General features: G+C 71.6%; 23 protein-coding genes. 10 read left to right on the top strand and 13 right to left on the bottom strand.

Features of this window, described 5'->3' with window-relative positions; all coding sequences use genetic code 11:
* The first annotated feature begins 198 nt into the window (after positions 1-198).
* Positions 199-468: a hypothetical protein gene (locus ACFWU9_RS04790; RefSeq protein WP_384314902.1), complete on the top strand. Its 270-nt coding sequence runs from the start codon at positions 199-201 to the stop codon at positions 466-468.
* A gap of 60 nt (positions 469-528) precedes the next feature.
* Here the strand turns inward: ACFWU9_RS04790 and ACFWU9_RS04785 are convergent, their stop codons facing one another.
* Positions 529-1,308 (bottom strand): ferritin-like fold-containing protein, encoded by a 780-nt coding sequence (locus ACFWU9_RS04785; RefSeq protein WP_384314924.1) that lies wholly within the window; start codon positions 1,306-1,308, stop codon positions 529-531.
* A 520-nt stretch (positions 1,309-1,828) separates the two neighbouring features.
* Here ACFWU9_RS04785 and ACFWU9_RS04780 point away from each other — a divergent pair.
* Both ACFWU9_RS04780 and ACFWU9_RS04775 read left to right on the top strand, forming a co-directional pair.
* A complete protein-coding gene (locus tag ACFWU9_RS04780; RefSeq protein WP_384314901.1) occupies positions 1,829-3,664 on the top strand; it encodes a DEAD/DEAH box helicase in 1,836 nt (611 codons plus the stop codon).
* 136 nt (positions 3,665-3,800) lie between these two features.
* Positions 3,801-4,655, top strand: a complete 855-nt coding sequence (locus ACFWU9_RS04775) for an alpha/beta fold hydrolase (protein WP_384314900.1) — start codon at positions 3,801-3,803, stop codon at positions 4,653-4,655.
* A gap of 21 nt (positions 4,656-4,676) precedes the next feature.
* On the opposite strand, the gene ACFWU9_RS04770 is transcribed toward ACFWU9_RS04775, so the two are convergent.
* Positions 4,677-5,588 carry an NYN domain-containing protein gene (locus ACFWU9_RS04770; RefSeq protein WP_384314899.1) on the bottom strand — a complete coding sequence of 304 codons (912 nt, stop codon included), beginning with the start codon at positions 5,586-5,588 and terminating at the stop codon, positions 4,677-4,679.
* Between the two features lie 176 nt (positions 5,589-5,764).
* On the opposite strand from ACFWU9_RS04770, the gene ACFWU9_RS04765 reads away from it, so the two are divergent.
* A complete protein-coding gene (locus ACFWU9_RS04765; RefSeq protein WP_189111543.1) occupies positions 5,765-5,917 on the top strand; it encodes a hypothetical protein in 153 nt (50 codons plus the stop codon).
* A gap of 79 nt (positions 5,918-5,996) precedes the next feature.
* Here ACFWU9_RS04765 and ACFWU9_RS04760 read toward each other — a convergent pair whose 3' ends face one another.
* The 4 genes from ACFWU9_RS04760 to ACFWU9_RS04745 all read right to left on the bottom strand — a co-directional run bounded on the left by ACFWU9_RS04760 (position 5,997) and on the right by ACFWU9_RS04745 (position 9,200).
* Positions 5,997-6,602: a MarC family protein gene (locus tag ACFWU9_RS04760; RefSeq protein ID WP_384314898.1), complete on the bottom strand. Its 606-nt coding sequence runs from the start codon at positions 6,600-6,602 to the stop codon at positions 5,997-5,999.
* 141 nt (positions 6,603-6,743) lie between these two features.
* A complete protein-coding gene (locus ACFWU9_RS04755; protein WP_384314897.1) occupies positions 6,744-7,613 on the bottom strand; it encodes a PHP domain-containing protein in 870 nt (289 codons plus the stop codon).
* A gap of 118 nt (positions 7,614-7,731) precedes the next feature.
* Positions 7,732-8,370 carry a DUF6758 family protein gene (locus ACFWU9_RS04750; protein WP_384314896.1) on the bottom strand — a complete coding sequence of 213 codons (639 nt, stop codon included), beginning with the start codon at positions 8,368-8,370 and terminating at the stop codon, positions 7,732-7,734.
* A 179-nt stretch (positions 8,371-8,549) separates the two neighbouring features.
* Complete coding sequence (locus ACFWU9_RS04745; protein WP_384314895.1) at positions 8,550-9,200, bottom strand: suppressor of fused domain protein; 651 nt, start codon at positions 9,198-9,200, stop codon at positions 8,550-8,552.
* A 466-nt stretch (positions 9,201-9,666) separates the two neighbouring features.
* Here ACFWU9_RS04745 and ACFWU9_RS04740 point away from each other — a divergent pair, with 466 nt between their 5' ends.
* Together ACFWU9_RS04740 and ACFWU9_RS04735 are read left to right on the top strand one after the other, a co-directional pair.
* Complete coding sequence (locus ACFWU9_RS04740; protein WP_384314894.1) at positions 9,667-10,782, top strand: magnesium and cobalt transport protein CorA; 1,116 nt, start codon at positions 9,667-9,669, stop codon at positions 10,780-10,782.
* Between the two features lie 29 nt (positions 10,783-10,811).
* Positions 10,812-11,339, top strand: coding sequence for a hypothetical protein (locus ACFWU9_RS04735; protein ID WP_384314893.1), 528 nt, complete (start codon positions 10,812-10,814; stop codon positions 11,337-11,339).
* Between the two features lie 15 nt (positions 11,340-11,354).
* Here ACFWU9_RS04735 and ACFWU9_RS04730 read toward each other — a convergent pair whose 3' ends face one another.
* Positions 11,355-12,152: a hypothetical protein gene (locus tag ACFWU9_RS04730; protein ID WP_384314892.1), complete on the bottom strand. Its 798-nt coding sequence runs from the start codon at positions 12,150-12,152 to the stop codon at positions 11,355-11,357.
* A 218-nt stretch (positions 12,153-12,370) separates the two neighbouring features.
* Here ACFWU9_RS04730 and ACFWU9_RS04725 point away from each other — a divergent pair, with 218 nt between their 5' ends.
* Genes ACFWU9_RS04725 through ACFWU9_RS04715 form a run of 3 tightly spaced genes read left to right on the top strand, consistent with a single transcriptional unit; the run spans position 12,371 to position 15,440 of the window.
* The gene (locus ACFWU9_RS04725; protein ID WP_384314923.1) at positions 12,371-13,645 is read left to right on the top strand and encodes a magnesium transporter MgtE N-terminal domain-containing protein; all 1,275 of its coding nucleotides are present in this window, start codon (positions 12,371-12,373) and stop codon (positions 13,643-13,645) included.
* A complete protein-coding gene (locus ACFWU9_RS04720) occupies positions 13,635-14,237 on the top strand; it encodes a DUF1003 domain-containing protein (RefSeq protein ID WP_384314891.1) in 603 nt (200 codons plus the stop codon). Before ACFWU9_RS04725 ends, ACFWU9_RS04720 begins: the two co-directional genes overlap by 11 nt.
* Before the next feature lie 42 nt (positions 14,238-14,279).
* A complete protein-coding gene (locus ACFWU9_RS04715; RefSeq protein ID WP_384314890.1) occupies positions 14,280-15,440 on the top strand; it encodes an Mrp/NBP35 family ATP-binding protein in 1,161 nt (386 codons plus the stop codon).
* Positions 15,441-15,531: 91 nt separating this feature from the next.
* On the opposite strand, the gene ACFWU9_RS04710 is transcribed toward ACFWU9_RS04715, so the two are convergent.
* The 5 genes from ACFWU9_RS04710 to sigE all read right to left on the bottom strand — a co-directional run bounded on the left by ACFWU9_RS04710 (position 15,532) and on the right by sigE (position 20,539).
* Positions 15,532-16,212, bottom strand: coding sequence for a hypothetical protein (locus ACFWU9_RS04710; RefSeq protein ID WP_384314889.1), 681 nt, complete (start codon positions 16,210-16,212; stop codon positions 15,532-15,534).
* Positions 16,213-16,328: 116 nt separating this feature from the next.
* Positions 16,329-16,790 (bottom strand): sec-independent translocase, encoded by a 462-nt coding sequence (locus ACFWU9_RS04705; protein WP_384314888.1) that lies wholly within the window; start codon positions 16,788-16,790, stop codon positions 16,329-16,331.
* A 126-nt stretch (positions 16,791-16,916) separates the two neighbouring features.
* On the bottom strand, positions 16,917-18,803 hold the full coding sequence (locus ACFWU9_RS04700) for a trypsin-like peptidase domain-containing protein (protein WP_384314887.1): 1,887 nt from the start codon (positions 18,801-18,803) through the stop codon (positions 16,917-16,919).
* A gap of 90 nt (positions 18,804-18,893) precedes the next feature.
* Positions 18,894-19,784: an anti-sigma factor family protein gene (locus ACFWU9_RS04695; protein ID WP_384314886.1), complete on the bottom strand. Its 891-nt coding sequence runs from the start codon at positions 19,782-19,784 to the stop codon at positions 18,894-18,896.
* Positions 19,781-20,539 (bottom strand): RNA polymerase sigma factor SigE, encoded by a 759-nt coding sequence (gene sigE / locus ACFWU9_RS04690; protein ID WP_384314922.1) that lies wholly within the window; start codon positions 20,537-20,539, stop codon positions 19,781-19,783. Before sigE ends, ACFWU9_RS04695 begins: the two co-directional genes overlap by 4 nt.
* Before the next feature lie 142 nt (positions 20,540-20,681).
* Between sigE and ACFWU9_RS04685 the strand changes: the two genes are divergently transcribed.
* Complete coding sequence (locus ACFWU9_RS04685) at positions 20,682-21,347, top strand: O-methyltransferase (RefSeq protein ID WP_384314921.1); 666 nt, start codon at positions 20,682-20,684, stop codon at positions 21,345-21,347.
* A gap of 109 nt (positions 21,348-21,456) precedes the next feature.
* Here ACFWU9_RS04685 and ACFWU9_RS04680 read toward each other — a convergent pair whose 3' ends face one another.
* On the bottom strand, positions 21,457-21,624 hold the full coding sequence (locus ACFWU9_RS04680; protein ID WP_003966491.1) for a DUF3117 domain-containing protein: 168 nt from the start codon (positions 21,622-21,624) through the stop codon (positions 21,457-21,459).
* Positions 21,625-21,719: the final 95 nt, after the last annotated feature.

The raw sequence follows: 21,719 nt of genomic DNA, 5'->3' as shown, positions 1-21,719 counted from the left end.
CATAAGCGTTTTATGGTGTTGTGGGGTGTTTTTTTTTTTTTTTTTTTCCGCGGGGGGGCGGGGGGTCGCCCCCCCCCCCCCCCCACACCTCTGTCCGCTTCCCGGATCGTGGGCGGATCGCGGAGGGTTGCCCCGCGTGCACTCCGGGTAGACGGGCTACGACCGAATTGACCAGCGCGCTTCGTGAGGTGATCAGCGGTGATCTTGGAAGCTCTCGGTGCGGTCCTGCTCGGACTCGGTGCTTCGTGGGCCGCGCTCCAGCGGCTGCCCCACCGGCTCCCCTCCCGTCGCCTCGTGCTCGCCGCGGGGGCCCTGGGCTCCCTCTTCGGGGCGATGCTCACGCACGCGGCGCTCGGCCCCGGTCATGTCGTCGCGACGCTGGTCGGCGCGGTCGCCGTCGGGGCGGTGCTGCTCTCGCTGCTGATCCGCCCCGCGAGCACGGTCCTGCGCCGTCCGATGCCTTCCTGATCCGCCGGCCTCGTGTGCCTTCTCTGATCCGCCGGCGCGGGAGCCCCGGACGCGGGAGTCTCAGGCGGCCAGTCCCAGGGCCGCCATCCGCTTCGTGTGCGCCTCGGTGATCCGGGAGAACATCCGGCCCACCTCGGCCAGGTCGAATCCGTCGGCGACCCCGCCCACCAGCATCGTCGACAGCGCGTCCCGGTCGGCCACCACGCGCTGGGCCTGGGACAGCGCCTCGCCCATCAGCCGCCGCGCCCAGAGGGCGAGCCGTCCGCCGACGCGGGGTTCGGCCTCGATCGCGGCCCTGACCTTCTCGACCGCGAAATTGCCGTGCCCTGTGTCGTCGAGCACGGCGAGCACCAGACCGCGGGTGTCGGAGTCCAGCCGCGCGGCCACCTCGCGGTAGAAGTCACTGGCGATCGAATCGCCGACATATGCCTTGACCAGGCCTTCCAGCCAGTCCGACGGCGCGGTCTGACGGTGGAAGTCGTCCAGCGCTGCGGCAAAGGGATCCATGGCGCCCGTCGGATCGGCGTCGATTTCCCCGAGCCGGTCGCGCAGCCTCTCGAAATGGTGGAATTCGGCGGAGGCCATCTTCGCGAGTTCCGCCTTGTCGTCCAGGGTCGGCGCGAGTTTGGCGTCCTCGGCGAGCCGCTCGAAGGCCGCCAGTTCGCCGTAGGCGAGCGCTCCCAGCAGGTCTACGACCGCTGCCCGGTACTTCGGATCGGCGGAGGCGGTCGCCCAGTCCTGTGCGGCGATCCCGGTGGGTTCCGCGGGCGCGGAACCGGTCGGTGACCCAGGTGCGGACTCGGGCTCAGTGGCGTTGTCAGACGTCTCCATGGAGCGCACAATAGCCCGCTCGGCGCACCGCGCAGAGCCCACTTCGCACACCGTTCAAGGGCCCGGCCGGGCAGCGCCCTCGCACCGTTCCGACGAATTCGTCCAACACACCTGCGCGATTCCGGGGTACAGTGGTAATGCGCCTGCCGAGTATTCGGTGGGCCATCGCAGTGTTTGACCGGGAGATCTGTCCCGGACAGGCCCCATGAGGATGCCCGGTCGGTGGCCCGATCGGCTCCGACCCGACCGCCCTCCGCGCGGACCGTGCGCACAGCTGCGTACGACCTGCAGATGAGGGGCCCCCTCAGCGGCACGAGCGCTCGAGCGACGGCAGTGGTCCCGCGCCATCCGGCCAATCCACGGCCGGCCGAGTACCCAGGTGCGGTACGACCCCCAGCGTTCGCCTCGGGTCGCGTCTCACAGAAGAGGCAGCACCCTGACTACGACTTTCCGAGACCTCGGAATCCTTCCCGAGACGGCCGAAGCGCTCGAAGCCGTCGGCATCCTGTCCCCCTTCCCCATCCAGGAGATGACGCTCCCGGTCGCCCTGTCCGGCAAGGACGTCATCGGCCAGGCCAAGACCGGCACGGGCAAGACGCTCGGCTTCGGCCTGCCGCTCCTGGAGCGCGTCACCGTCCCCGCCGACGTCGAGGCGGGCCGGGCCGTTCCCGAGCAGCTCACCAACGCCCCGCAGGCCCTCGTGGTCGTCCCCACCCGCGAGCTGTGCCAGCAGGTCACCAACGACCTCCAGACCGCCGGCAAGGTGCGCAACGTACGCGTGCTGGCGATCTACGGCGGCCGTGCCTACGAACCGCAGGTCGAGGCCCTCAAGAAGGGCGTCGACGTGATCGTCGGCACCCCGGGCCGCCTGCTCGACCTGGCGGGTCAGCGCAAGCTCGACCTGTCGCACGTGCGCGGTCTCGTCCTGGACGAGGCCGACGAGATGCTCGACCTGGGCTTCCTGCCCGACGTCGAGCGGATCATCCAGCTGCTGCCGGCCAAGCGCCAGACGATGCTGTTCTCGGCCACGATGCCGGGCGCGGTCATCGGCCTCGCACGCCGCTACATGTCGCAGCCCACGCACATCAGCGCCACGTCGCCGGACGACGAGGGCGCGACGGTCGCCAACACCACCCAGCGCGTCTACCGCGCCCACTCCATGGACAAGCCCGAGCTGGTGGCGCGCATCCTCCAGGCCGAGGGCCGCGGGCTCGCGATGATCTTCTGCCGTACGAAGCGTACGGCCGCCGACATCGCCGACCAGCTCGCCCAGCGCGGCTTCGCCTCGGGCGCCGTCCACGGGGACCTGGGCCAGGGCGCCCGTGAGCAGGCGCTGCGCGCGTTCCGCAACGGCAAGGTGGACGTTCTCGTCTGCACCGACGTCGCCGCCCGCGGTATCGACGTCGAGGGCGTGACGCATGTCATCAACTACCAGTCGCCCGAGGAGGAGAAGACCTACCTCCACCGCATCGGGCGCACCGGCCGCGCGGGCGCGTCCGGCATCGCCGTCACGCTGGTCGACTGGGACGACATCCCGCGCTGGCAGCTGATCAACAAGGCGCTCGACCTGGGCTTCCCGGACCCGCCGGAGACCTACTCGACCTCGCCGCACCTCTTCGAGGAGCTCAACATCCCGGCGGGGACGAAGGGCATCCTGCCGCGAATGGACCGCACGCGAGCCGGTCTGTCGGCGGAGCAGGTCGAGGACCTGGGCGAGACGGGCGGTCGCGGCCGTAAGTCCGCGGGCGGTCCGTCCTCCTCGCGCGCGTCCGCCACGGCCGTGCACGAGGAGCGTCCCGCCCGTACGCGCACGCCGCGCCAGCGCCGCCGTACCCGCGGGGGGACTCCCCTGGAGGCCGGCGAGGCACAGACGCGGACGGTGGCGGAGACGGCCCCGGCGGCGGCCGGAGCGGTCGACACCGCCGAGGGCGGGGACGCGGCCGAGCCGCGTATCCCGCGCCGCCGTCGGCGTACGCGCGTGAGCGTGCCCGCCGACGCGGCCGCCGCTGTCGCCGCGACGGCGGAGCGGCCCGCGACCGACCTGTTCGTCGAGCCGCTGGGCGAGCCCCTGGCCGACGGCGACGCCGAGGTGGCCGGCAAGCCGCGCCGGCGCCGTACACGGGCCGCCAAGCCCGCCGTGGAGGCCGTGGAGACGGCCGAGGGCGTGGCTCCGGCCGCGATCGTCGACATCGACGCCGGGACGAAGGCCGAGACCAAGCCCCGGCGCCGTACGCGCGCGGCCAAGGCCCCGGTCGAGGCCGTGACGGCGAAGGCCGCCGAGACGGCGGAGGGCGACGCACCCGCCGCCGAGACCAAGCCGCGCCGGCGCCGCACCCGCGCGGCGGCAGCGCAGCCGGAGAGCTGATATCGCGGGTCCGACGGCCCGGTCCCCCTCGTGGGGGCCGGGCCGTCGGCGTCCCCGCGGGCCGTCGCCCGCACCTCCTCGGGAGGCCGCCCGGGCGGGTGAGGCGGCGGTGGGCGCGGGGACTTACTCTCGTCGCATGAGCCGCCCGCCCACGTTCAGTCCCCCGCCCTGTGCCCGCGCGCTCCAGCTGCCGACGCGGCGCGGGCACTTCGCCGTGCTCGACGCGCGCCCCGAGGGGACGCCGCGGGGCACCGCTCTCCTGATGCCCGGGTTCACCGGCAGTAAGGAGGACTTCATCGCGATGCTGGAGCCGCTCACCGGCGCCGGCTACCGCGCGGTCGCCGTGGACGGCCGCGGGCAGTACGAGTCCGAGGGCCCGGACTCCCAAGAGGCGTACGCCCAGGAGGAGTTGGCGGCGGATGTGCTGGCACAGGCGGAGGCGGTGGGGACACCGGTCCATCTCGTGGGGCACTCGCTGGGCGGGCAGATCGCCCGCGCCGCGGTCCTGAGTGACCCGACGCCCTTCCGCACGCTGACGCTGATCTCCTCGGGCCCCGCCCGGATCTCGCCTTCCCAGGAGGAGCGCGTACGGCTGCTGAGCGAGGCCCTGGCGCTCACGGACATGGACATGGGGCGGGTCTGGGAGGGCATTCAGGCGATGGAGCCGCCGGAGGAGACCGATGTCGACGGATCGGATCTGCGCCACCGCTGGCTGCGCCACAACCCGGTCCAACTGCTCACCACGGGGCGGCAGTTGACGGTGGAGCCGGACCGGGTGGCCGAGCTCGCCGCCGTACGGCCGCTGCCGAAGCATGTGATGTCCGGCGTGCGCGACGACACCTGGCCGGTGCCGCTGCTCGACGAGATGGCCCGGCGCCTGGACGCGCGCCGGACGATCGTCGAGGGCGCCGAGCACTCGCCGAACACCGACCAGCCGCTGCGTACGGCGGCGGCGCTCAGCGCCTTCTGGGACGGTTCGGAACCGCACTGACCGACAGCGGGGCCCGGGGGCTCAGAGCTGCGCCTGGAGGTGCTGCCAGAAGCCGTCCCGCAGGGCACGCCGCAGCACGGAGTGCCCCCTCAGCGACCGTTGCAGCAATCTCTCCGCCTCGATCAGCAGGTCCTGGTCGACGGGGCCCGGCAGATACGGATGGCCCGGCAGCAGCTCGGCCATCGCCGCCCGCCCCCGCCCGACCAGCCAGGTCGCGGCGATCTGCGCGCCGATGAAGCGCACCTGGTCGCGCGAGGGCGGCGGTTCGCCCTCGTTCTCGTACGTGGTGACCGCCCGCCGCGTCACGTACGGCTTCCAGAAGTCGAGGTCGAAGGTGCGCTGGCTGTCGACCTCCCACAGCAGCGGCTCGGCCTGGTTGCGCCCCTCGCCGGCCTCGATGCCCCAGAGATGGACGCGCGCGCCGTAGCCCTGCGCGGCCTCCACCGCCGACACCAGGTCCTCGTCACCGCCCACCAGGGCGGCGTCGCTGATGGCACGGTGCCTGGCGAGCGATTCGAGATCCGTGCGGATCAGGGAGTCGACGCCCTTCTGCTGGTTGTTGGCGTTGAGATTGCCGAGGCGGACCTTGACGTCGGGCAGCTCGGCGATGGCCTGCTGCTCGGGCGTGTGGATACGGCGCCGCGCGCCGTCGTACCAGTACACACGCAGCAGCCGGCTGTCCGCGAAGATCGTGCGCGCCTTGTCGATGAACGCCTCGATGAGCCCCTCGGCGTCGAGATCGAAGGACCGCCGGTCCTCGGTCCCCGCGACCAGTAACCCGGCCGCGGCATAGACGTAACCCGCGTCGACGAATATGGCGTGGGTGGACGGCGTCTTCGCGACCTCGGCGAGCATCCGCTGGAGCAGTTCGTTGGTGCGCTCCAGGCGGGCGCCGACCTCGGCGATGTCGGGGTTGATCTCTGCCTCGCTCATACGGGGTCCATTGTCCGCACGCACGGCTGTACTCGCCAGTAATTAGCCATCCGAAAAATTTCTTTAGTGTAGGGAATGTTTGCAGAGGGCAAGGCGTTGTCGCCTCATGTAATCAACGATGGGCCACCCGTCACACACAGTTCTCCTACGGAGGATCAGACGAAGGGAGAAGCGATATGCGCTTCGAGATCATGCGACTGAACGATGCTGACGGCACAGCTGTCGACAGCACCGTCGTGGACGCCGCCTCCGTCAATCAGATCGTGCAACAGGCCGCCTCGACAGGGCAGCGCCTCTACATCCGCCCGGCCGAGACCCCGGCCTCATAACTCTCGGATCCCCCGGATCCACTGATCGGCACTTGTCGAGACGCCCCCGTACGGACATCCGTACGGGGGCGCTTTGGTCTCATGCCGCCTGGACGACCTGGGTGACGCCGTTGATGATCTGCTGCACGGCGATCGCCGAGAGCATCATTCCGGCGAGCCTGGTCACGAGCACCACACCGCCGTCCTTGATGATCCGGATGATCACCAGCGAGTAGCGCATCGTCACCCAGAGCACGGCGTGCATCGCCACGATGGCCGCCCACACCGAGACCTGGGCCGCCGCACTCCCGGCGTGCTGGACGGCGAGGATGACGGAGACTATCGCGCCGGGGCCGGCCAGCAGCGGCATCCCGAGGGGTACGAGGGCGACGTTGACGTCCTTGGTCTGCTTGGGCTCGTCGTTCTTGCCCGTGAGCAGATCGAGTGCGATCAGCAGCAGGAGCAGCCCGCCCGCGATCATCAGCGCGGGGACGGAGACATGCAGATAGTCCAGGATCTGCTGGCCGAGTATGCCGAAGACGGTGATCACGCCGAAGGCGACGGCCACCGCCTGCCAGGCCATCCGGCGCTGCACCTTGGCGGGGCGCCCGGAGGTCAGACCGAGGAAGATCGGGGTGATCCCGGGCGGGTCCATGATCACGAAGAGAGTCAGGAAGAGGGAGCCGAAAACGGCGGCGTCGAACACGGGGTGGCCTTGCGGGAGAAGGGCGGGCGGGACTCGGGGCGCGCGGGACGCGGCCCCACGGCGCGGCACGGGGCCGCGCACGACGGGCACATGGTGCGGGGTCGGTCGGACGGGGGCGTTACGCGGTGACGCGTGGGCGGGTCAGCCCTGTCCGCCCGTGCCGGGCACCGGGAAGGCGCCCGACGCACGCCGGACGATCTCGCCGTAGATCTCCGGGTCGGTGCGGTACTCCCCGAGCCGTACGGTCTTCCGGGTGCCGTGGTAGTCGCTGGAGCCGGTCGTGAGCAGCCCCAGCTCGGCGGCGAGTCCACGCAGGCGGGCGCGGGTGGGCTCGTCGTGGTTCATGTGGTCGACCTCGACGCCGTCGAGCCCCGCCTCGGCCATCCGGACCAGCGCCGCCTCGGCGACGACCGCGCCCCGGGTCACGGCCAGCGGATGGGCGACGACGGTGACACCTCCGGCGGCCTTGACCAGCCGGATCGCGTCGAAGGGGTTCAGCTCGTGGCGGGGCACGTGCACCCGGCCGTGGTCGGAGAGCCACTCGGAGGTGAACGCCTCGTCGACCGAGCCGACGACGCCCAGTTCGACCAGGGCCGACGCGACGTGCGGTCGGCCGATCGAGCCGTCTCCGGCGATCCTGGCGACCTGTTCCCAGGTGATCGGCACGCCGAACTCCTGGAGTTTGGCCACCATCGCCTTCGCGCGCGGCACCCGGTCGTCGCGCACCAGCTCGCGCTGGCGCAGCAGATGGGGCTCGTCGGCGTCGAAGAGATACGCCAGCATGTGCAGGCTCACCCCGTCGGCCCGGCAGGAGAGCTCCGCGCCGGTGACGAGGGTGAGTCCGGTGTCGAGATCGGCGAGGGCCTTGAGCGCCTCGGCATGGCCCCGGGTCGTGTCGTGGTCGGTGAGCGCGACGACGTCCAGACCGGCGGCGGCGGCGTTACGGACCAGCTCGGCCGGGGTGTCCGTACCGTCCGACGCCGTGGAGTGGGTGTGCAGGTCGATGCGCACGACACGGACTCCAGGGGCTCGGGCGGGCAGGGGACGCTCCAGGATAACGGGCGTTCGAAGGCGTCCCGGCCGGTCGCGCCCCGGCCCCGTCCACCGGCTGGGCCGCCCCTGCCGCGGGTCAGCTCAGCAGACGCCCCGAGAGCGCCCCGCAGGGCAGCAGATCCACCTCGGCGCCGGCGTCCCGCAGATCGGTGAGCACCAGCTCGTCGTACATCAACAGCCCTGTCTGCTCCGGCCAGACGATCGCCCAGAGCCAGAGTCCGAGCGCCTCGCCCGCGAAGACCGCGCGGTCCGGCGGCGCCTCTGGCACGTGCCAGAGGGGGGTGGGGCGGCCGGCGGCCAGGAGTTTGGCGTGCGGGGGCTTGTCGCCGCAGATGTGCGGGCCGGGGTCGGGACCGTCGATCCCGGCGTAGCGCGCCCCGAGTCCGACGCCGAGCTCCTCGGCGACCAGCAGCAGCTCTCCCGAGCCGCCGAGCGGGCCGGGTCCCGAGCACGCGACGGCGGTGGCCCGGCCGCCGCTGCGGTCGTCGCCCGCGTAGGCGACGCCGGTGTAGAGCCAGCCGACGGGGAGCGGCCAGGGCATCCAGACGGGGACCCGGGCGCGGTTCACCACGACCCCGAGGGCTTCGACGCTGGGCGGTATGACCGGTTGCAGCGGATGCACGGTGCCGTGTGTGTCGCACTGCCAGGAGTCGGCGAAGAGACCGGGCGCCCTCACCCGGCCACCGCACTTCGGGCACCCTGGTTCGCCCCTCATAGCGCCCCACGGTCCTCCCCGGCCGACGCCCCGTCAAGGACGATCACCCGTCCGGCACAGATCGGCGGCAAATACCGGCGGCCTGTACGAGACGGGCTCTCCCCCGTGCGGCGTACGGGGTCCGACGGCACACGTACACCCCTGACGGTGGGTCGGCGGCCCATCCCCGGCCGCCGTCCTCAGTCCAGTGGCACCGGCCCGCGCAGCGGGTCGCGCAGATCCGTACCGTGCGCCAGCCACCGCTCCTGGAGCGCCTGCGCGCCCTTCACCCGTTTCCACGCCGCCTCGTTGGGCGTCATCGGCAGCAGCGGCAGGAACCGTACGGGGTCGAGCGGCGCGTCCAGCTCCAGATCGGGGACCAGCCCGCCGGACTCCGCGACGAGCACGGAGCTGAACGGCGCGCCGGGCCACAGGGGTTCACCGACCTCCAGCGAGGCACCCGCGGTCACGACCAGCCCCTCGACCTGGGGCGAGGCGGCCAGTACGGCGAGGGGGCGCAGCACCTTGTCGGTGTCGGCGAGCCCGGCCCGTACGGACAGGACCAGCTCGGCGCGGGGCCCCCGGGCCGGATCGGGCACGACGACCGTGGGATCGGCCATCGGCCGCGCGGACATCCCGAGCGTGGCGTACCGCACAAGGGGGCCGTCGGAACCGCCCTCGGCGCCGCCGCCGGGACCCGGCGGATCGCCTTCCCCGCCCCGGTCCCCCGGATCGAGAAACCGCAGGACCTCGACCCGGTCCGTGCCCACGAACGTCATCGCCGCACGCGCGTCCGGCTCGCCGAGAGCCGTACGCAACCGTGCCTCGACCAGAGAGAGAACTTCTGCCATCCGGCGAGCATAGAACGCCGTCTTAACGGGCAGGAGACGGAATTGGCGTCGATCGGCTGCTAGTCTGGGCCGCCGGTCGGGACAGCACGCGGACAGCGTCGCCTTCCAGTCCCGACATACGTCGTCCCCTACGGGGGACCGGCCGGAGGAGGTGGGGCTGCGGTGGATCGAAGTCACCCGGCCAGTACCAGCCGCTCTTCCTCGCGCTGTACCGCCTCTCACATCTGAGGCCCTGCCCCGTACAGGCCCGCGGCTTGTCGCACGACGGAAGAGCACCGCACCAGCTCTGTTTTGCCTGTCTGTAGCGAATGCCGTCACCGCGTCCTCGCGGTGCCGCCCGCTTTGCGGACGTACGCGCGCCGCGTCGTGTCACGCCGTCTCGATCCATGCCGGCACGTACGCGCCTCACGTCCCCGTTCCGGGCTGTGCCACGCCCCGCCGACGGCCTCTCCGGGAGGAGCCAGCCATGTCGATGATCCGTGACCTGCGTGCGGCGGTCCGTCCGTCCCCGCGCAAGAGCAACACCCCGTACAGCACGTACGACTCCACGCGCGACCCCTCGGCCTCCAGCGCCGTCGTCGACTGCGCCGTCTACCGCGGCGGCCGGCGGGTGAAGGACGAGCCGTGCCTCACCCCGCACGAGGCGATGCTGGAGGTGCGACGGGGCGGCGGGTTCGCCTGGATCGGCCTCCACGAGCCGACGGAGGAGGAGTTCGCCGGTATCGCGGCCGAGTTCGGGCTGCACCCGCTCGCCGTCGAGGACGCGGTCCACGCCCACCAGCGGCCCAAGCTGGAGCGGTACGACGACACCCTCTTCGCCGTCTTCAAGACCATCCACTACGTCGAGCACGCCGAGCTCACCGCGACCAGCGAGGTCGTGGAGACCGGCGAGGTGATGTGCTTCACCGGCCGCGACTTCGTGATCACCGTGCGGCACGGCGGCAAGGGGTCGCTGCGCGCGCTGCGCCACCGGCTGGAGGAGGACAGCGAGCTGCTGGCCAAGGGCCCCTCGTCGGTGCTGCACGCGATCGCGGACCATGTCGTGGACGGTTACATCGCGGTGGCGGAGGCCGTCCAGGACGACATCGACGAGGTCGAGATCGATGTGTTCTCGGCGCCGTCGAAGGGCAGCCCGCGCAGCTCGGACGCGGGGCGGATCTACCAGCTCAAGCGCGAGGTGCTGGAGTTCAAGCGGGCCGTGGCGCCGCTGCTGCGGCCGATGCAGCTGCTGAGCGAGCGTCCGATGCGGCTGGTCGAGCCCGACGTGCAGAAGTACTTCCGGGACGTCGCCGACCACCTGGCGAGGGTGCACGAGGAGGTCGTCGGCTTCGACGAGCTGCTGAACTCGATCCTCCAGGCCAATCTGGCGCAGGCGACCGTCGCGCAGAACGAGGACATGCGCAAGATCACGTCCTGGGCGGCGATCATCGCCGTACCGACGGCCGTCTGCGGTGTCTACGGCATGAACTTCGATCACATGCCTGAGCTGGGCTGGAAGTACGGCTACCCGATGGTGCTGGGCGCCATCGCCGTGATCTGTCTCGCCATCCACCGGACGCTGAAGCGCAACGGGTGGCTGTAGGGGCCGCCTGACGCCCTAGGCTGCCGGGCATGACCGAAACCGTGCCCGGCTCCCCCCTCCTCGGCAAGGCGCTCGTCGAGGAGGCCACCAAGAAGTCCGGCCTCGTCTGGGTGCGGGCGGGAGGTCCCGCCCGTGCCCTGTGGCACGTCTGGCTCGACGGCGCCGCGCTGATCGTCGGGGACGGCGACGGCGAGCAGCCGCTGCCGGGGCTGGTCGACGGCTCCACCGCCGAGGTGACCGTACGGAGCAAGGACAAGGGCGGGCGGCTGGTGGCGTGGACCGCGTCCGTCACCGAACTCGCTCCTCGTACGGAGGCGTGGGAGGCGGCCGTCGCCGAACTGAAGGGCAAGCGGCTGAACGCGCCGGACTTCGACGAGATGACGGACCGGTGGGCGCGCGAGTCGCGCGTGCTGCGCCTGGAGCCGCGCGACGCGATCACCGACCTGCCGCACGGTTCGCAGGCGGCGGCCCCGCTGCCCACGCCGGCCACGACGCGGGAGCCGGCGCCGGCGGCCGTGCCGCGCCTGCTGTTCAGGCGGGCGAAGAAGCAGGGCTGAGCCCGCCGGCCCGGCTCAGGTGCTCGGCAGGGTGGTGCCGTAGTCCACGGTCTCGCCCTTCGCCGGGGCCTCCAGCGGGAAGTCCTTGCCCCAGTCGGTGAGGGTGACGGTGCCCGCGCCGCCCGCGCGGGCCAGTTGCAGCGGGTACGGCGTCCCCTCCAGCGACACGTTCAGCGAGCCGCCCGCGCCGTCGCTGCCGTTGACCTCGATGGTGCGGACGCCGCCGATCTCCGGGCGGTCCCCCTTGCCGAGCTTGCCGTGCAGCCCCAGCAGCCCGTCGAGCAGCACGCTCTTGTCGGTGAAGCCCCGCAGCTGGTCGTAGGCCGGATCGTCCTCGGGGACCTTCACGTACTTGTCGTCGAGCTTCTCGGCGGCCTCGGCGTCGGCCTTGCTCGGCGGGGTGCTCGCGTCCTCGCCGCCCTTGCCGTCGGGGTGGGTCCAGAACGCGGCGTCGGCCTTCATGAACAGCTCGTCCCCGACCCGCAGCAGCTCGAACGTGCCGAGGGCCTCCGAGCTGACCGAGCCGGTTCCGCCGGCCTCCTTGAGCGACATGTTGAGCTTGTACGTCTGCCCGTCGGTGACGACCGTGCCGGCCAGGCGCACCGCGTCCGCGCTCGCGGCCGCCGTCTTCGCCTTCTTCTCGATCCCGGCGGCCGACAGTTTGCCGACGCCGTTGGTGCCCGCGTCCGGGTCCTCGTCGCCGCCGCACGCCGTGAGCGCGAGGGCCGTCCCGACGCAGAGAGCCACGGAGAACGCGGCCCGGCCAAGACGGGAAAGAGACCGGGGAAGGGTCACGAACGCACTGCCTCTCATGCGTGACGGGGGACGGCAGACCGCAGCGTACCCGTGCCGCCCGCACCCCTCGACACGAGTCCCGGCGACGGATCTCCCGTACCGTACGGACGGATCCGCCCGGGCGGCACGGAGCGGTACGGGCTAGCCTGAACCCGTTGTCGCGGTCCATACGGGGACAGTCGCGACAGGGCGGCGCGGGCACGGCAGGGACAGTCGCGGGCGAGGAGGAGCGCATGATGGCGTCGGGCGCTTCCCGGGTCTTCGTCTCGCACCTCGCCGGGGTACCGGTCTTCGACCCGAACGGTGATCAGGTGGGGCGGGTGCGCGACCTCGTGGCGATGCTGCGGGTCGGCGGCCGGCCGCCGCGCGTGCTCGGCATGGTGGTCGAAGTCCTCAGCCGGCGGCGGATCTTCCTGCCGATGACCCGTATCACGGGCGTCGCGTCGGGTCAGGTGATCACGACCGGCGTGGTCAACGTGCGGCGCTTCGAGCAGCGCCCCACGGAGCGGCTCGTCCTCGGCGAACTGCTCGACCGCCGGGTGGAGCTCGTGGAGAGCGGCGAGCGGGTCACCGTCCTCGATGTCGCCGTCCAGCAGCTGCCCGCCCGCCGCGAATGGGAGATCGCGAAGGTCTTCGTCCGGCGCGGCAAGAGCGGCGCGCTGCGCAGACGCGGCGAGACGCTGACCCTCGACTGGTCGGCGGTCACCGGCTTCACGCTGGAGGAGGACAGCCAGGGCGCGGAGAATCTCGTCGCGACCTTCGAGCGGCTGCGCCCCGCGGACCTGGCCAACGTGCTGCACCATCTGTCGCCCAAGCGGCGCGCGGAGGTGGCCGCCGCCCTCGACGACGACCGGCTGGCCGATGTCCTGGAGGAGCTGCCCGAGGACGACCAGGTGGAGATCCTGGGCAAGCTGAAGGACGACCGGGCGGCCGACGTGCTGGAGGCGATGGACCCGGACGACGCGGCCGACCTGCTCTCCGAGCTGCCCGAGGAGGACAAGGAGCGGCTGCTGGCGCTGATGCGGCCCGGGGACGCCGCCGACGTGCGGCGGCTGCTGTCGTACGAGGAGCGGACGGCGGGCGGCCTGATGACGACCGAGCCGATCGTGCTGCGGCCGGACGCGACGGTTGCTGACGCGCTGGCACGGGTGCGGCGGCAGACCCTCTCGCCCGCGCTGGCCGCGCAGGTCTATGTGTGCCGGGCGCCGGACGAGACACCGACGGGCAAGTATCTGGGCACGGTCCACTTCCAACGGCTGCTGCGGGACCCGCCGTTCACCCTCGTCGGATCGATCGTGGAGAGCGATCTGCCGCCGCTGTCGCCCGATACGCCGCTGCCCGAGGTCACCGGCTATCTCGCCGCGTACAACATGGTGGCCGCGCCGGTCGTGGACGAGAGCGGGTCGCTGCTCGGCGCGGTGACCGTCGACGACGTCCTGGACCATCTGCTGCCCGACGACTGGCGGGAGACCGGGTTCAACGGCGCCGAGGAGGCCGCGAGTGGCCACTGAGCGCCCCGACAGTCAGTCGCCGAGGGAACGGGCCACCGGGGTCCCGGGAGCGGGCGCCGCGCCGCGTGGGCCGCGCGGACGGCTCGACCAGCCGCGTACGCCGAGGCGTAAGTTGCTGCCGGAGTACGACCCCGAGGCCTTCGCCCGGTTCTCGGAACGGATCGCGCGCTTCCTCGGGACGGGCCGCTTCATCGCCTGGATGACCGTGATCATCGTCCTGTGGGTGCTGTGGAACGTCTTCGCGCCCGAGGCGCTGCGCTGGGACGAGTACCCGTTCATCTTCCTGACCCTGATGCTCTCCCTCCAGGCCTCGTACGCGGCCCCGCTGATCCTGCTGGCGCAGAACCGCCAGGACGACCGGGACCGGGTCACGCAGGAGCAGGAGCGCGAGCAGAACGAGCGCTCCATCGCCGACACCGAGTACCTGACGCGCGAGATCGCCTCGCTGCGGATGGGCCTCGGTGAGGTGGCCACCCGTGACTGGATCCGCTCGGAGCTCCAGGACCTCGTGCGGGACCTGGCCGAGCAGCATGTCCTGCCGCCCGGGGGCCGCGCGCGCGGACGTGACGAATCAGACGGTCCGGAGCGCTGACGCGCTTTCCGGGGCGTGTGCGCCGCGCCGTACCATCTGCGTATGGCTACCGACACGTACGGGACCGTCGCTCCCACGGAGGACGCGGTGCGCGCAGCGCTCGCGACGGTGAACGACCCCGAGATCCACCGGCCGATCACCGACCTCGGCATGGTCAAATCGGTCGACATCGGGGCGGACGGCGCGGTGGCCGTCACGGTCTATCTCACGGTGTCCGGCTGCCCCATGCGCGAGACGATCACCACGAACGTGACGGAGGCCGTCGCCTCGGTCGCGGGCGTCACCCGTGTCGACGTCACGCTGGACGTGATGAGCGACGAGCAGCGCAAGGAGCTGGCGACGTCGCTGCGCGGCGGTACGGCCGAGCGCGAGGTGCCGTTCGCCAAGCCGGGCTCGCTGACCCGGGTGTACGCGGTGGCCTCGGGCAAGGGCGGCGTCGGCAAGTCGTCGGTGACGGTCAACCTGGCGGCGGCGATGGCCGCCGACGGTCTGAAGGTCGGCGTCGTCGACGCGGACATCTACGGCCACAGCGTGCCGCGCATGCTGGGCGCGGACGGCACTCCCACCCAGGTCGAGAACATGATCATGCCGCCGTCGGCGCACGGTGTGAAGGTCATCTCGATCGGCATGTTCACCCCGGGCAACTCGCCCGTCGTATGGCGCGGGCCGATGCTGCACCGTGCGCTCCAGCAGTTCCTCGCCGATGTGTTCTGGGGCGATCTGGACGTGCTGCTGCTGGACCTGCCGCCGGGGACGGGCGACATCGCGATCTCGGTGGCACAGCTCGTGCCGAACGCCGAGATCCTGGTGGTCACCACACCGCAGCAGGCCGCCGCCGAGGTCGCGGAGCGGGCCGGCTCCATCGCGGTGCAGACCCATCAGAAGATCGTCGGCGTGGTCGAGAACATGGCGGGCCTGCCGTGCCCGCACTGCGACGAGATCGTCGACGTGTTCGGGACGGGCGGTGGCCAGCGGGTCGCCGAGGGGCTGACGAAGACCACGGGCGCCTCGGTGCCGGTGCTCGGCTCGATCCCGATCGACGTACGGCTGCGGGAGGGCGGCGACGACGGCAAGCCGGTCGTGCTCTCCGACCCCGACTCCCCCGCCGGCGCGGCGCTGCGGTCGATCGCGGGCAAGCTCGGCGGCCGGCAGCGCGGACTGGCGGGCATGACGCTGGGTCTGACGCCGCGCAACAAGTTCTGAGAGCTCTGGCCCTGTAGGGACCATGTGTAAGGGGCGCCCGCCAACTGCGGGCGCCCCTTACACATGCGTCGGGCCGGTGTGCCGTGTGCGGCTACTCGGGGACGTACGAATTGATGTTCTCGATCACCGAGAAGCCGAGGCCGTACGCGCTCATGCCGCGCCCGTACGCGCCGATGTGCACCCCGCGTTCGGCCGCTTCGGTGGGGCCGGTCGAGCCCGCGAGCACCCAGCCGAATTCGGATTCGCGATAGTGGAACGCCGTCGGCACGCCGTCCACGGGGAGCGAGAGCACCGACCAGGCGGAGCTGTTCAGATCGTCGGCCAGTTCGAAGGCCGTCTCGGTCTGCTGGTCCAGCCAGTCGTCGCGCAGCGAGTGGTCGAGCTGCGCGGGCCAGGTCGACAGCAGCAGCGCCGAGCCGGCGAGCCAGGCCGCCGACGACACCGTCGTGGCGTCGAGGATGCCCGTGCCGTCACCGCTGTGCCGTACGGGGCTCGCGGCGACCGTGATGACCGCAGCGAACCGTTCCTTCTCCGCGCCTGACGCGTCCGGTCTTATCGACGGCTCGTCACCGTGTCCGGTCGAGCCGTGCTGCACGTTGCCGTCCGCCGCCGTGCCCACCTGCATCAGCCATCGGGGGCCGGTGAACGCGTCGTCCAGCCCGTACCAGGGGAAGTTCGCCCGCAGATAGCCTTCGACCGTGCGTCGGGCCCCCGACACCCCATCCGCCGTGCCGGCCGTGCCATGGGCCCCTACCCGACTTGTCGTCTCCATCTGTCCGGACCGCCTCCTCTATCTCGGAGTCCGGAGCGGCCCGCCCTCACGGACGTCTCACCACCGGACAGATGGAGGATAGCCACCCGTTACCGGCCGGACGGGCAGGGCGGGCCTCAGGTGGCGTCGGCGTCGAAGGGCGGACGATCGGCCTGCGGGGACTTCTCGGGCTTCTTGAGCAGGTCAGCGCCGCCTGAGGAACTTTTTGTCAGGCTCGTGGCCGGGGTGTCGTTTGCGCCGGTCGAGTCGTCCCTGCCATGGACCGAGTCGGCGACCTCGTCGATTTCTTTCTTGAGGTTGAAGCTGCTGCGGATCTCCTTCAGCCCCAGATCGTCCTCGTGCTCCGACAGCTGCTTTCGGACGAATTTCTTCGGGTTGAGGTCCTCGAAGTCGAAGTCCTTGAACTCCGGCCCCAGCTCGGTGCGGATGTCCTCCTTGGCGTTGTCGGAGAACTCGCGCACCTTCCGGATGAAGCGGGAAACGTCCTGGATGACCTTGGGCAGCTTGTCCGGGCCGAAGACGAGCACGGCGAGAATCACGAGCGTCACCAGCTCAAGCGCGCCTATGTCATTGAACACCTAGCTGCTCCTTGTGTTCTCCGTGCCCGCAGGCGAGACCTCGTCGGCCTGGCCTGTGGTGGGTCGAGGCCCGGGCCGCTCCACGGTACCCGGCGGACCTGGCCGGACGGTACCTTCATTCGACACTCACCTGCCTTCCGCGCTGCCGAGGACCAGAGTCATGGTCCGCTCTTTACCTCCGCGCGTCAGTGTCAGCTCCAGTTCGTCACCGGGGCGGTGCGAGCGGACCTTCACGATCAGCTCCTCGCCGCTGTGCACGCGCTGGCCGTCGACCTCGGTGATGATGTCGCCGGTCCTGATGCCCGCCTTGGCGGCCGGGCCGCCCTCCTCCACCGCGGGACCGCCGTCGGCGCCCTTCGCGCCGACCTTGGCGCCGTCGCCGGTGTACTGCATGTCGAGCGTGACACCGATCACAGGGTGCGAGGCCTTGCCGGTGTTGATCAGCTCTTCGGCGACGCGCTTGCCCTGGTTGATCGGTATCGCGAAGCCGAGTCCGATGGAACCGGCCTGGGCGCCGTCCGGCGCACCGCCGCCGTCGGCACCCCGGATCGCGCTGTTGATGCCGATGACCTGGGCCTTCGAATTCACCAGCGGGCCACCGGAGTTGCCGGGGTTGATCGGCGCGTCGGTCTGGAGGGCGTCGACGTAGCTGATGTCGCTTCCGTCGCCGTTCTCGCCGCCGGCCGTGATCGGGCGCTCCTTGGCGCTGATGATGCCCGCGGTGACGGTGTTCTGGAGGTCGAAGGGCGCGCCGATCGCCACGACCGGGTCGCCGACCTGCACGTTGTCGGAGTTGCCGAGCGGCAGCGGCTTGAGTCCCGAGACTCCGGTGACCTTGACCACGGCGAGGTCGTAGCCGCTGTCCTTGCCGACGAGCTTCGCCTTGGCGGTCTCGCCCCCGCTGAAGGTGATCGAGATGTCGCCGGAGTCGCCGGCGGGGTCGACCACATGGTTGTTGGTCAGAATGTGGCCGGAACGGTCGAGGACGAAGCCGGTGCCGGTGCCCTGCTCACCGCTTCCGCTGACGTGGAGCGTGACGACGCTCGGCAGGGCGCTGGAGGCGATCCCGGCGACGCTGTCGGCCGGGCGGCCCCCGCCGTCGCTGCCCGCCTGGGGCAGCTCGACGCTGGTGAGGCCGCCGTTGCGCTCGATGTACGCGCCGACGCCGCCGCCGACGACGGCGATGCAGAGCGCGAGTGCCAGGCCGCCCACGAGGCCGATGCCCCTGCGCCTCCTGCGGGGCTCGCCCGGGTCGGGGTGGGTGAGTGTCCCCTGCTGGCCGGGGGCGCCCCAGGGGTCGTACTGGAGCCACTGGTCGGCCGGCGGGTGAGGACCCCCCGGCGGAGCCAGGTGCGGGGTCCCCGGGTGCGCGGCGGGCGCGGGGTGAGCGTGCTGGGGGTGGCTGTGCTGGGGGTGGGGCTGCTGCGTCTGCTGCGGGGGCAGCTGTCCGGGCATCGGCTGCCCGGCGCCCTGGGGCGGCACGCCGTACCCCGACGGCGGCTGGGGCTGGGGCGCGCCCGGGACCGTCGGAGCCGTCTGCCCGGTGTAGTGCTGCGGCGGGATGGGCGTGCCCTGCGCCGGGGTGGGCACCGGTCGCTGCACGGGAGGCGCGGGTGCCCAGGGGCCGGGGCCGCCGTACGGCGGGGTGCTGTACGGGTCGGGCTCGTGCAGCGGCTGCGGGCGGGCCGCCGTGCCGGCCGCGGGGCCCGTACCGGTCGTGGCGCTCACCGTGGAGGCGGCGCGCTCGGGCGGGGCGAGCAGATGGTCCTCGGGGTCCGCGTCCGGGTCGGCGGCCCGCTCCGGGGCGGGCGACAGGTCCGGGGTGCTGCCGGCAGGCTCCATGACCGGTGTGCGGTCGGGATTCGGGGGGACATCGTCGGTGACCGGGGACAGTTCGGTCGTCTCCTCTGTGATCCGGTGCTCCGGTACGTCGGAGTCCCGCGGTATCGCGCGCCCCGAAGCCGGGCGGCTCCACCACTTCGCCTTGGGTCCGGTGGCCTTGCCGTCGTCCATGCTCTCCCCGCACCTGCCTCGTCCGTGCCCCGACCAGGGCACCCGTGCAGGGATTCAACCAGGTTTACGAATGTTCGCGCAGGGACCCTGTCACCGACGCTGCGAAAGCGGCACACCGGGCTGCGTGGGCGCGGCGAGGTGGGTGGGGTCGGGTGTGGCGGTGGGGGTGGTCAGTCCCGGACCGGCCGCCAGCTGGAACGCCGTGCCCGTGGGACGTATCAGGGGCGCCCCGGGGAAGTGGTTGAGCACCGCCGACTGGAACGGATGGGTGGTGAGCGGCGCCTGCATCGTGCCCGGAGCGAGCACCGGCGCGCTGTCGACGGACTGCGGAAGGATGGCACTCCGCTCGCCGCCCTGCCGGCCCCGCGTCCCGCTGCCGGGCGGTGTGGTGGCCCTGCTCAGCGGCGTGACGCTGTTGGGCGCACCGGCCCCGCGCGCGGCGGTGTCGGCCGTGGCGCCCATGGGCAGCGCGCCGCCCAGCGCCATCGCGGCGAAGGAGACCGCGCTCGCGGCGGCGAAGGCGAACCTGCGGCCGCGCCAGGGTGAGCGCTCGGCCTCGACGCGTCCCACCTCATGGATCCTGAAGCCGGCACCGGAGCTGGAGCCGCCGCGCAGGGGTGACGCGTGGGGTCCCGCGGGGCGGTAGCCGAACGCGTCGCCGCCCACGGCGAAGACTCCGCCGCCGAACGCCGAACCGTCGAACGGACCCCGACCCCGGGGCTCGTCCTCGTCCTTCTCGGTGGATCCGCCGGGCAGCCCTTGGAGCCGGGCGAGAAAACCTTCGGACAGCGGCGGCGGCGCCGACTGCGCGAACGCGTTCTTCAGCCGGCGCTGGGCATCTGCCTCCGCCTTGCACCTGGCGCAGGTCGCGAGGTGCGCCAGGACGCGCTCCCGGGCGTCGTGACCGAGCTCCCCGTCCACCAGGGCGGCGAGCCGGTCCCCCAGGTGCTGCTCCGCGGGGGTCGGACCTGTGCCACTCACGCGAGTCCGCCCTCCCCGGCCACGCCCGCGAACGTGCGCTGCTCGGCCCGAGCCTCGGGAGAACGGTGCTGAAGGGCCTTGCGCAGATGCGAACGACCGCGGTGGATCCTGCTGCGCACCGTGCCGAGCTTGACGCCGAGCGTGGCGGCGATCTCCTCGTACGACAGTCCCTCGATGTCGCACAGGACGACCGCGGCCCGGAACTCGGGGGCGAGGGTGTCCAGCGCCTGCTGGACGTCCGCGTCGAAGTGGGTGTCGTGGAAGACCTGCTGCGGTGAGGGCTCCCGGCTGGGCAGGCGCTCCGCCGCGTCCTCACCGAGCGCGTCGAAACGGATCCGCTGCTTACGGCGGACCATGTCCAGGAAGAGATTGGTGGTGATGCGGTGCAGCCAGCCCTCGAACGTGCCGGGGGTGTACGTCGACAGGGACCTGAACACCCGGACGAAGACTTCCTGGGTCAGATCCTCCGCGTCGTGCTGGTTGCCCGTGAGACGGTAGGCGAGGCGGTACACGCGGGCGCTGTGCGTGCTGACGATCTCCTCCCAGGTGGGAGGCGTCCACGCCTGCGATTCCGCATCCGATGCGAAGGTCGCCGTAACTGCGGAGTCGGTCGAGCGAGAACGGTCAGCGAAGTTGGTCACGGATTTCGGCTCACCGGCCGACCTGAGAAAGCGCTTCAACGCTCCTCCCCGATCCGCAGGCGCAGCCGCACCTCCCCTATCGACTCTGGTGGTGTCCAGCGGAGCACCTACCATAGCTACCTCGCCCGTTAGCTCCGGATAAGAATCTTTGCCTGAATTTGCGCCTGATCCCAGGTCGTCAGCCATGCGTTCCCCCACCCCTTCATAACGCCCGGTCCCATCAGCGGGTTCCCGCGTGCAGCGGATACAGTCACCGGTGCGCCAACTACGGGGACAGGAGAGGGTCATTACCGCCAACCGGCAGACAAGCTGGGCGTTCGCCGACGCTTTTGTCGCCGAGGACGAGGCACTGCGCTGGGCCCGCGACAGGGCCCGGGACATGGGGCTCCGCTCGGTGTCACCGGGCACGGGCGCCGCGCTTCGTCTGCTTGCCGCGACGGCGAGCGCCAAGGCGGTGGCGGAGATCGGTACGGGTACCGGCGTCTCCGGGATCTATCTTCTGAGCGGCATGCGCTCCGACGGCGTGCTGACCACGGTCGACACGGAACCGGAGCGGCAGCAGTTCGCCCGCGAGGCGTTCCGCGCGGCCGGCTTCACCAACAATCGCGCCCGCTTCATCCCCGGCCGGGCCCGCGACGTCCTCCCCCGCCTCGCGGACGGCGGCTACGACCTCGTCTTCTGCGACGGGGACCGGCTGGAGTGCCTGGCCTATCTCGCTGAATCGTTGCGCCTGCTGAGACCCGGCGGCCTCGTCTGCTTCGAGGGCGTCTTCGCCGACGGCCGTACGGTCGACTCGGCCGCCCAGCCCCACGAGGTGCTGCGGCTGCGGGAGCTGCTGCGCACCGTGCGGGAGATGCAGGACGAGCTGCTGCCCTCGCTGCTGCCGGTGGGCGACGGACTGCTCTGCGCCGTACGCCGCTGAGTCCCGGCCGGTCCGCCGAGGGCGGCGGCGGGGCGGAGAACGGCATAAAGCTGCCCCGACACGGAGGTGTCCGCGACGGGGCAGCGCGGGAGTGCGCGTTCTGTCCGCGTCAGCCGACGACCTTCTTCAGAGCGTCACCCAGCGCATCCGCCTCGTCGGGGGTCAGCTCGACGACCAGCCGACCGCCGCCTTCGAGCGGAACGCGCATGACGATGCCCCGCCCCTCCTTGGTCACCTCGAGCGGGCCGTCGCCCGTCCGCGGCTTCATGGCCGCCATGCTCGTTCCCCTTCCTGAAACCAGCTCATCGCCGCCGGCGGCTCCATCACAGGCGCTGTGTCACCGGCATCGAACACATTGCTTCCAGGCCATTA

This window comes from Streptomyces sp. NPDC058653 (genome assembly GCF_042716895.1).
Lineage (GTDB): Bacteria > Actinomycetota > Actinomycetes > Streptomycetales > Streptomycetaceae > Streptomyces.
This window is presented reverse-complemented; position numbering and strand designations above follow the sequence as displayed.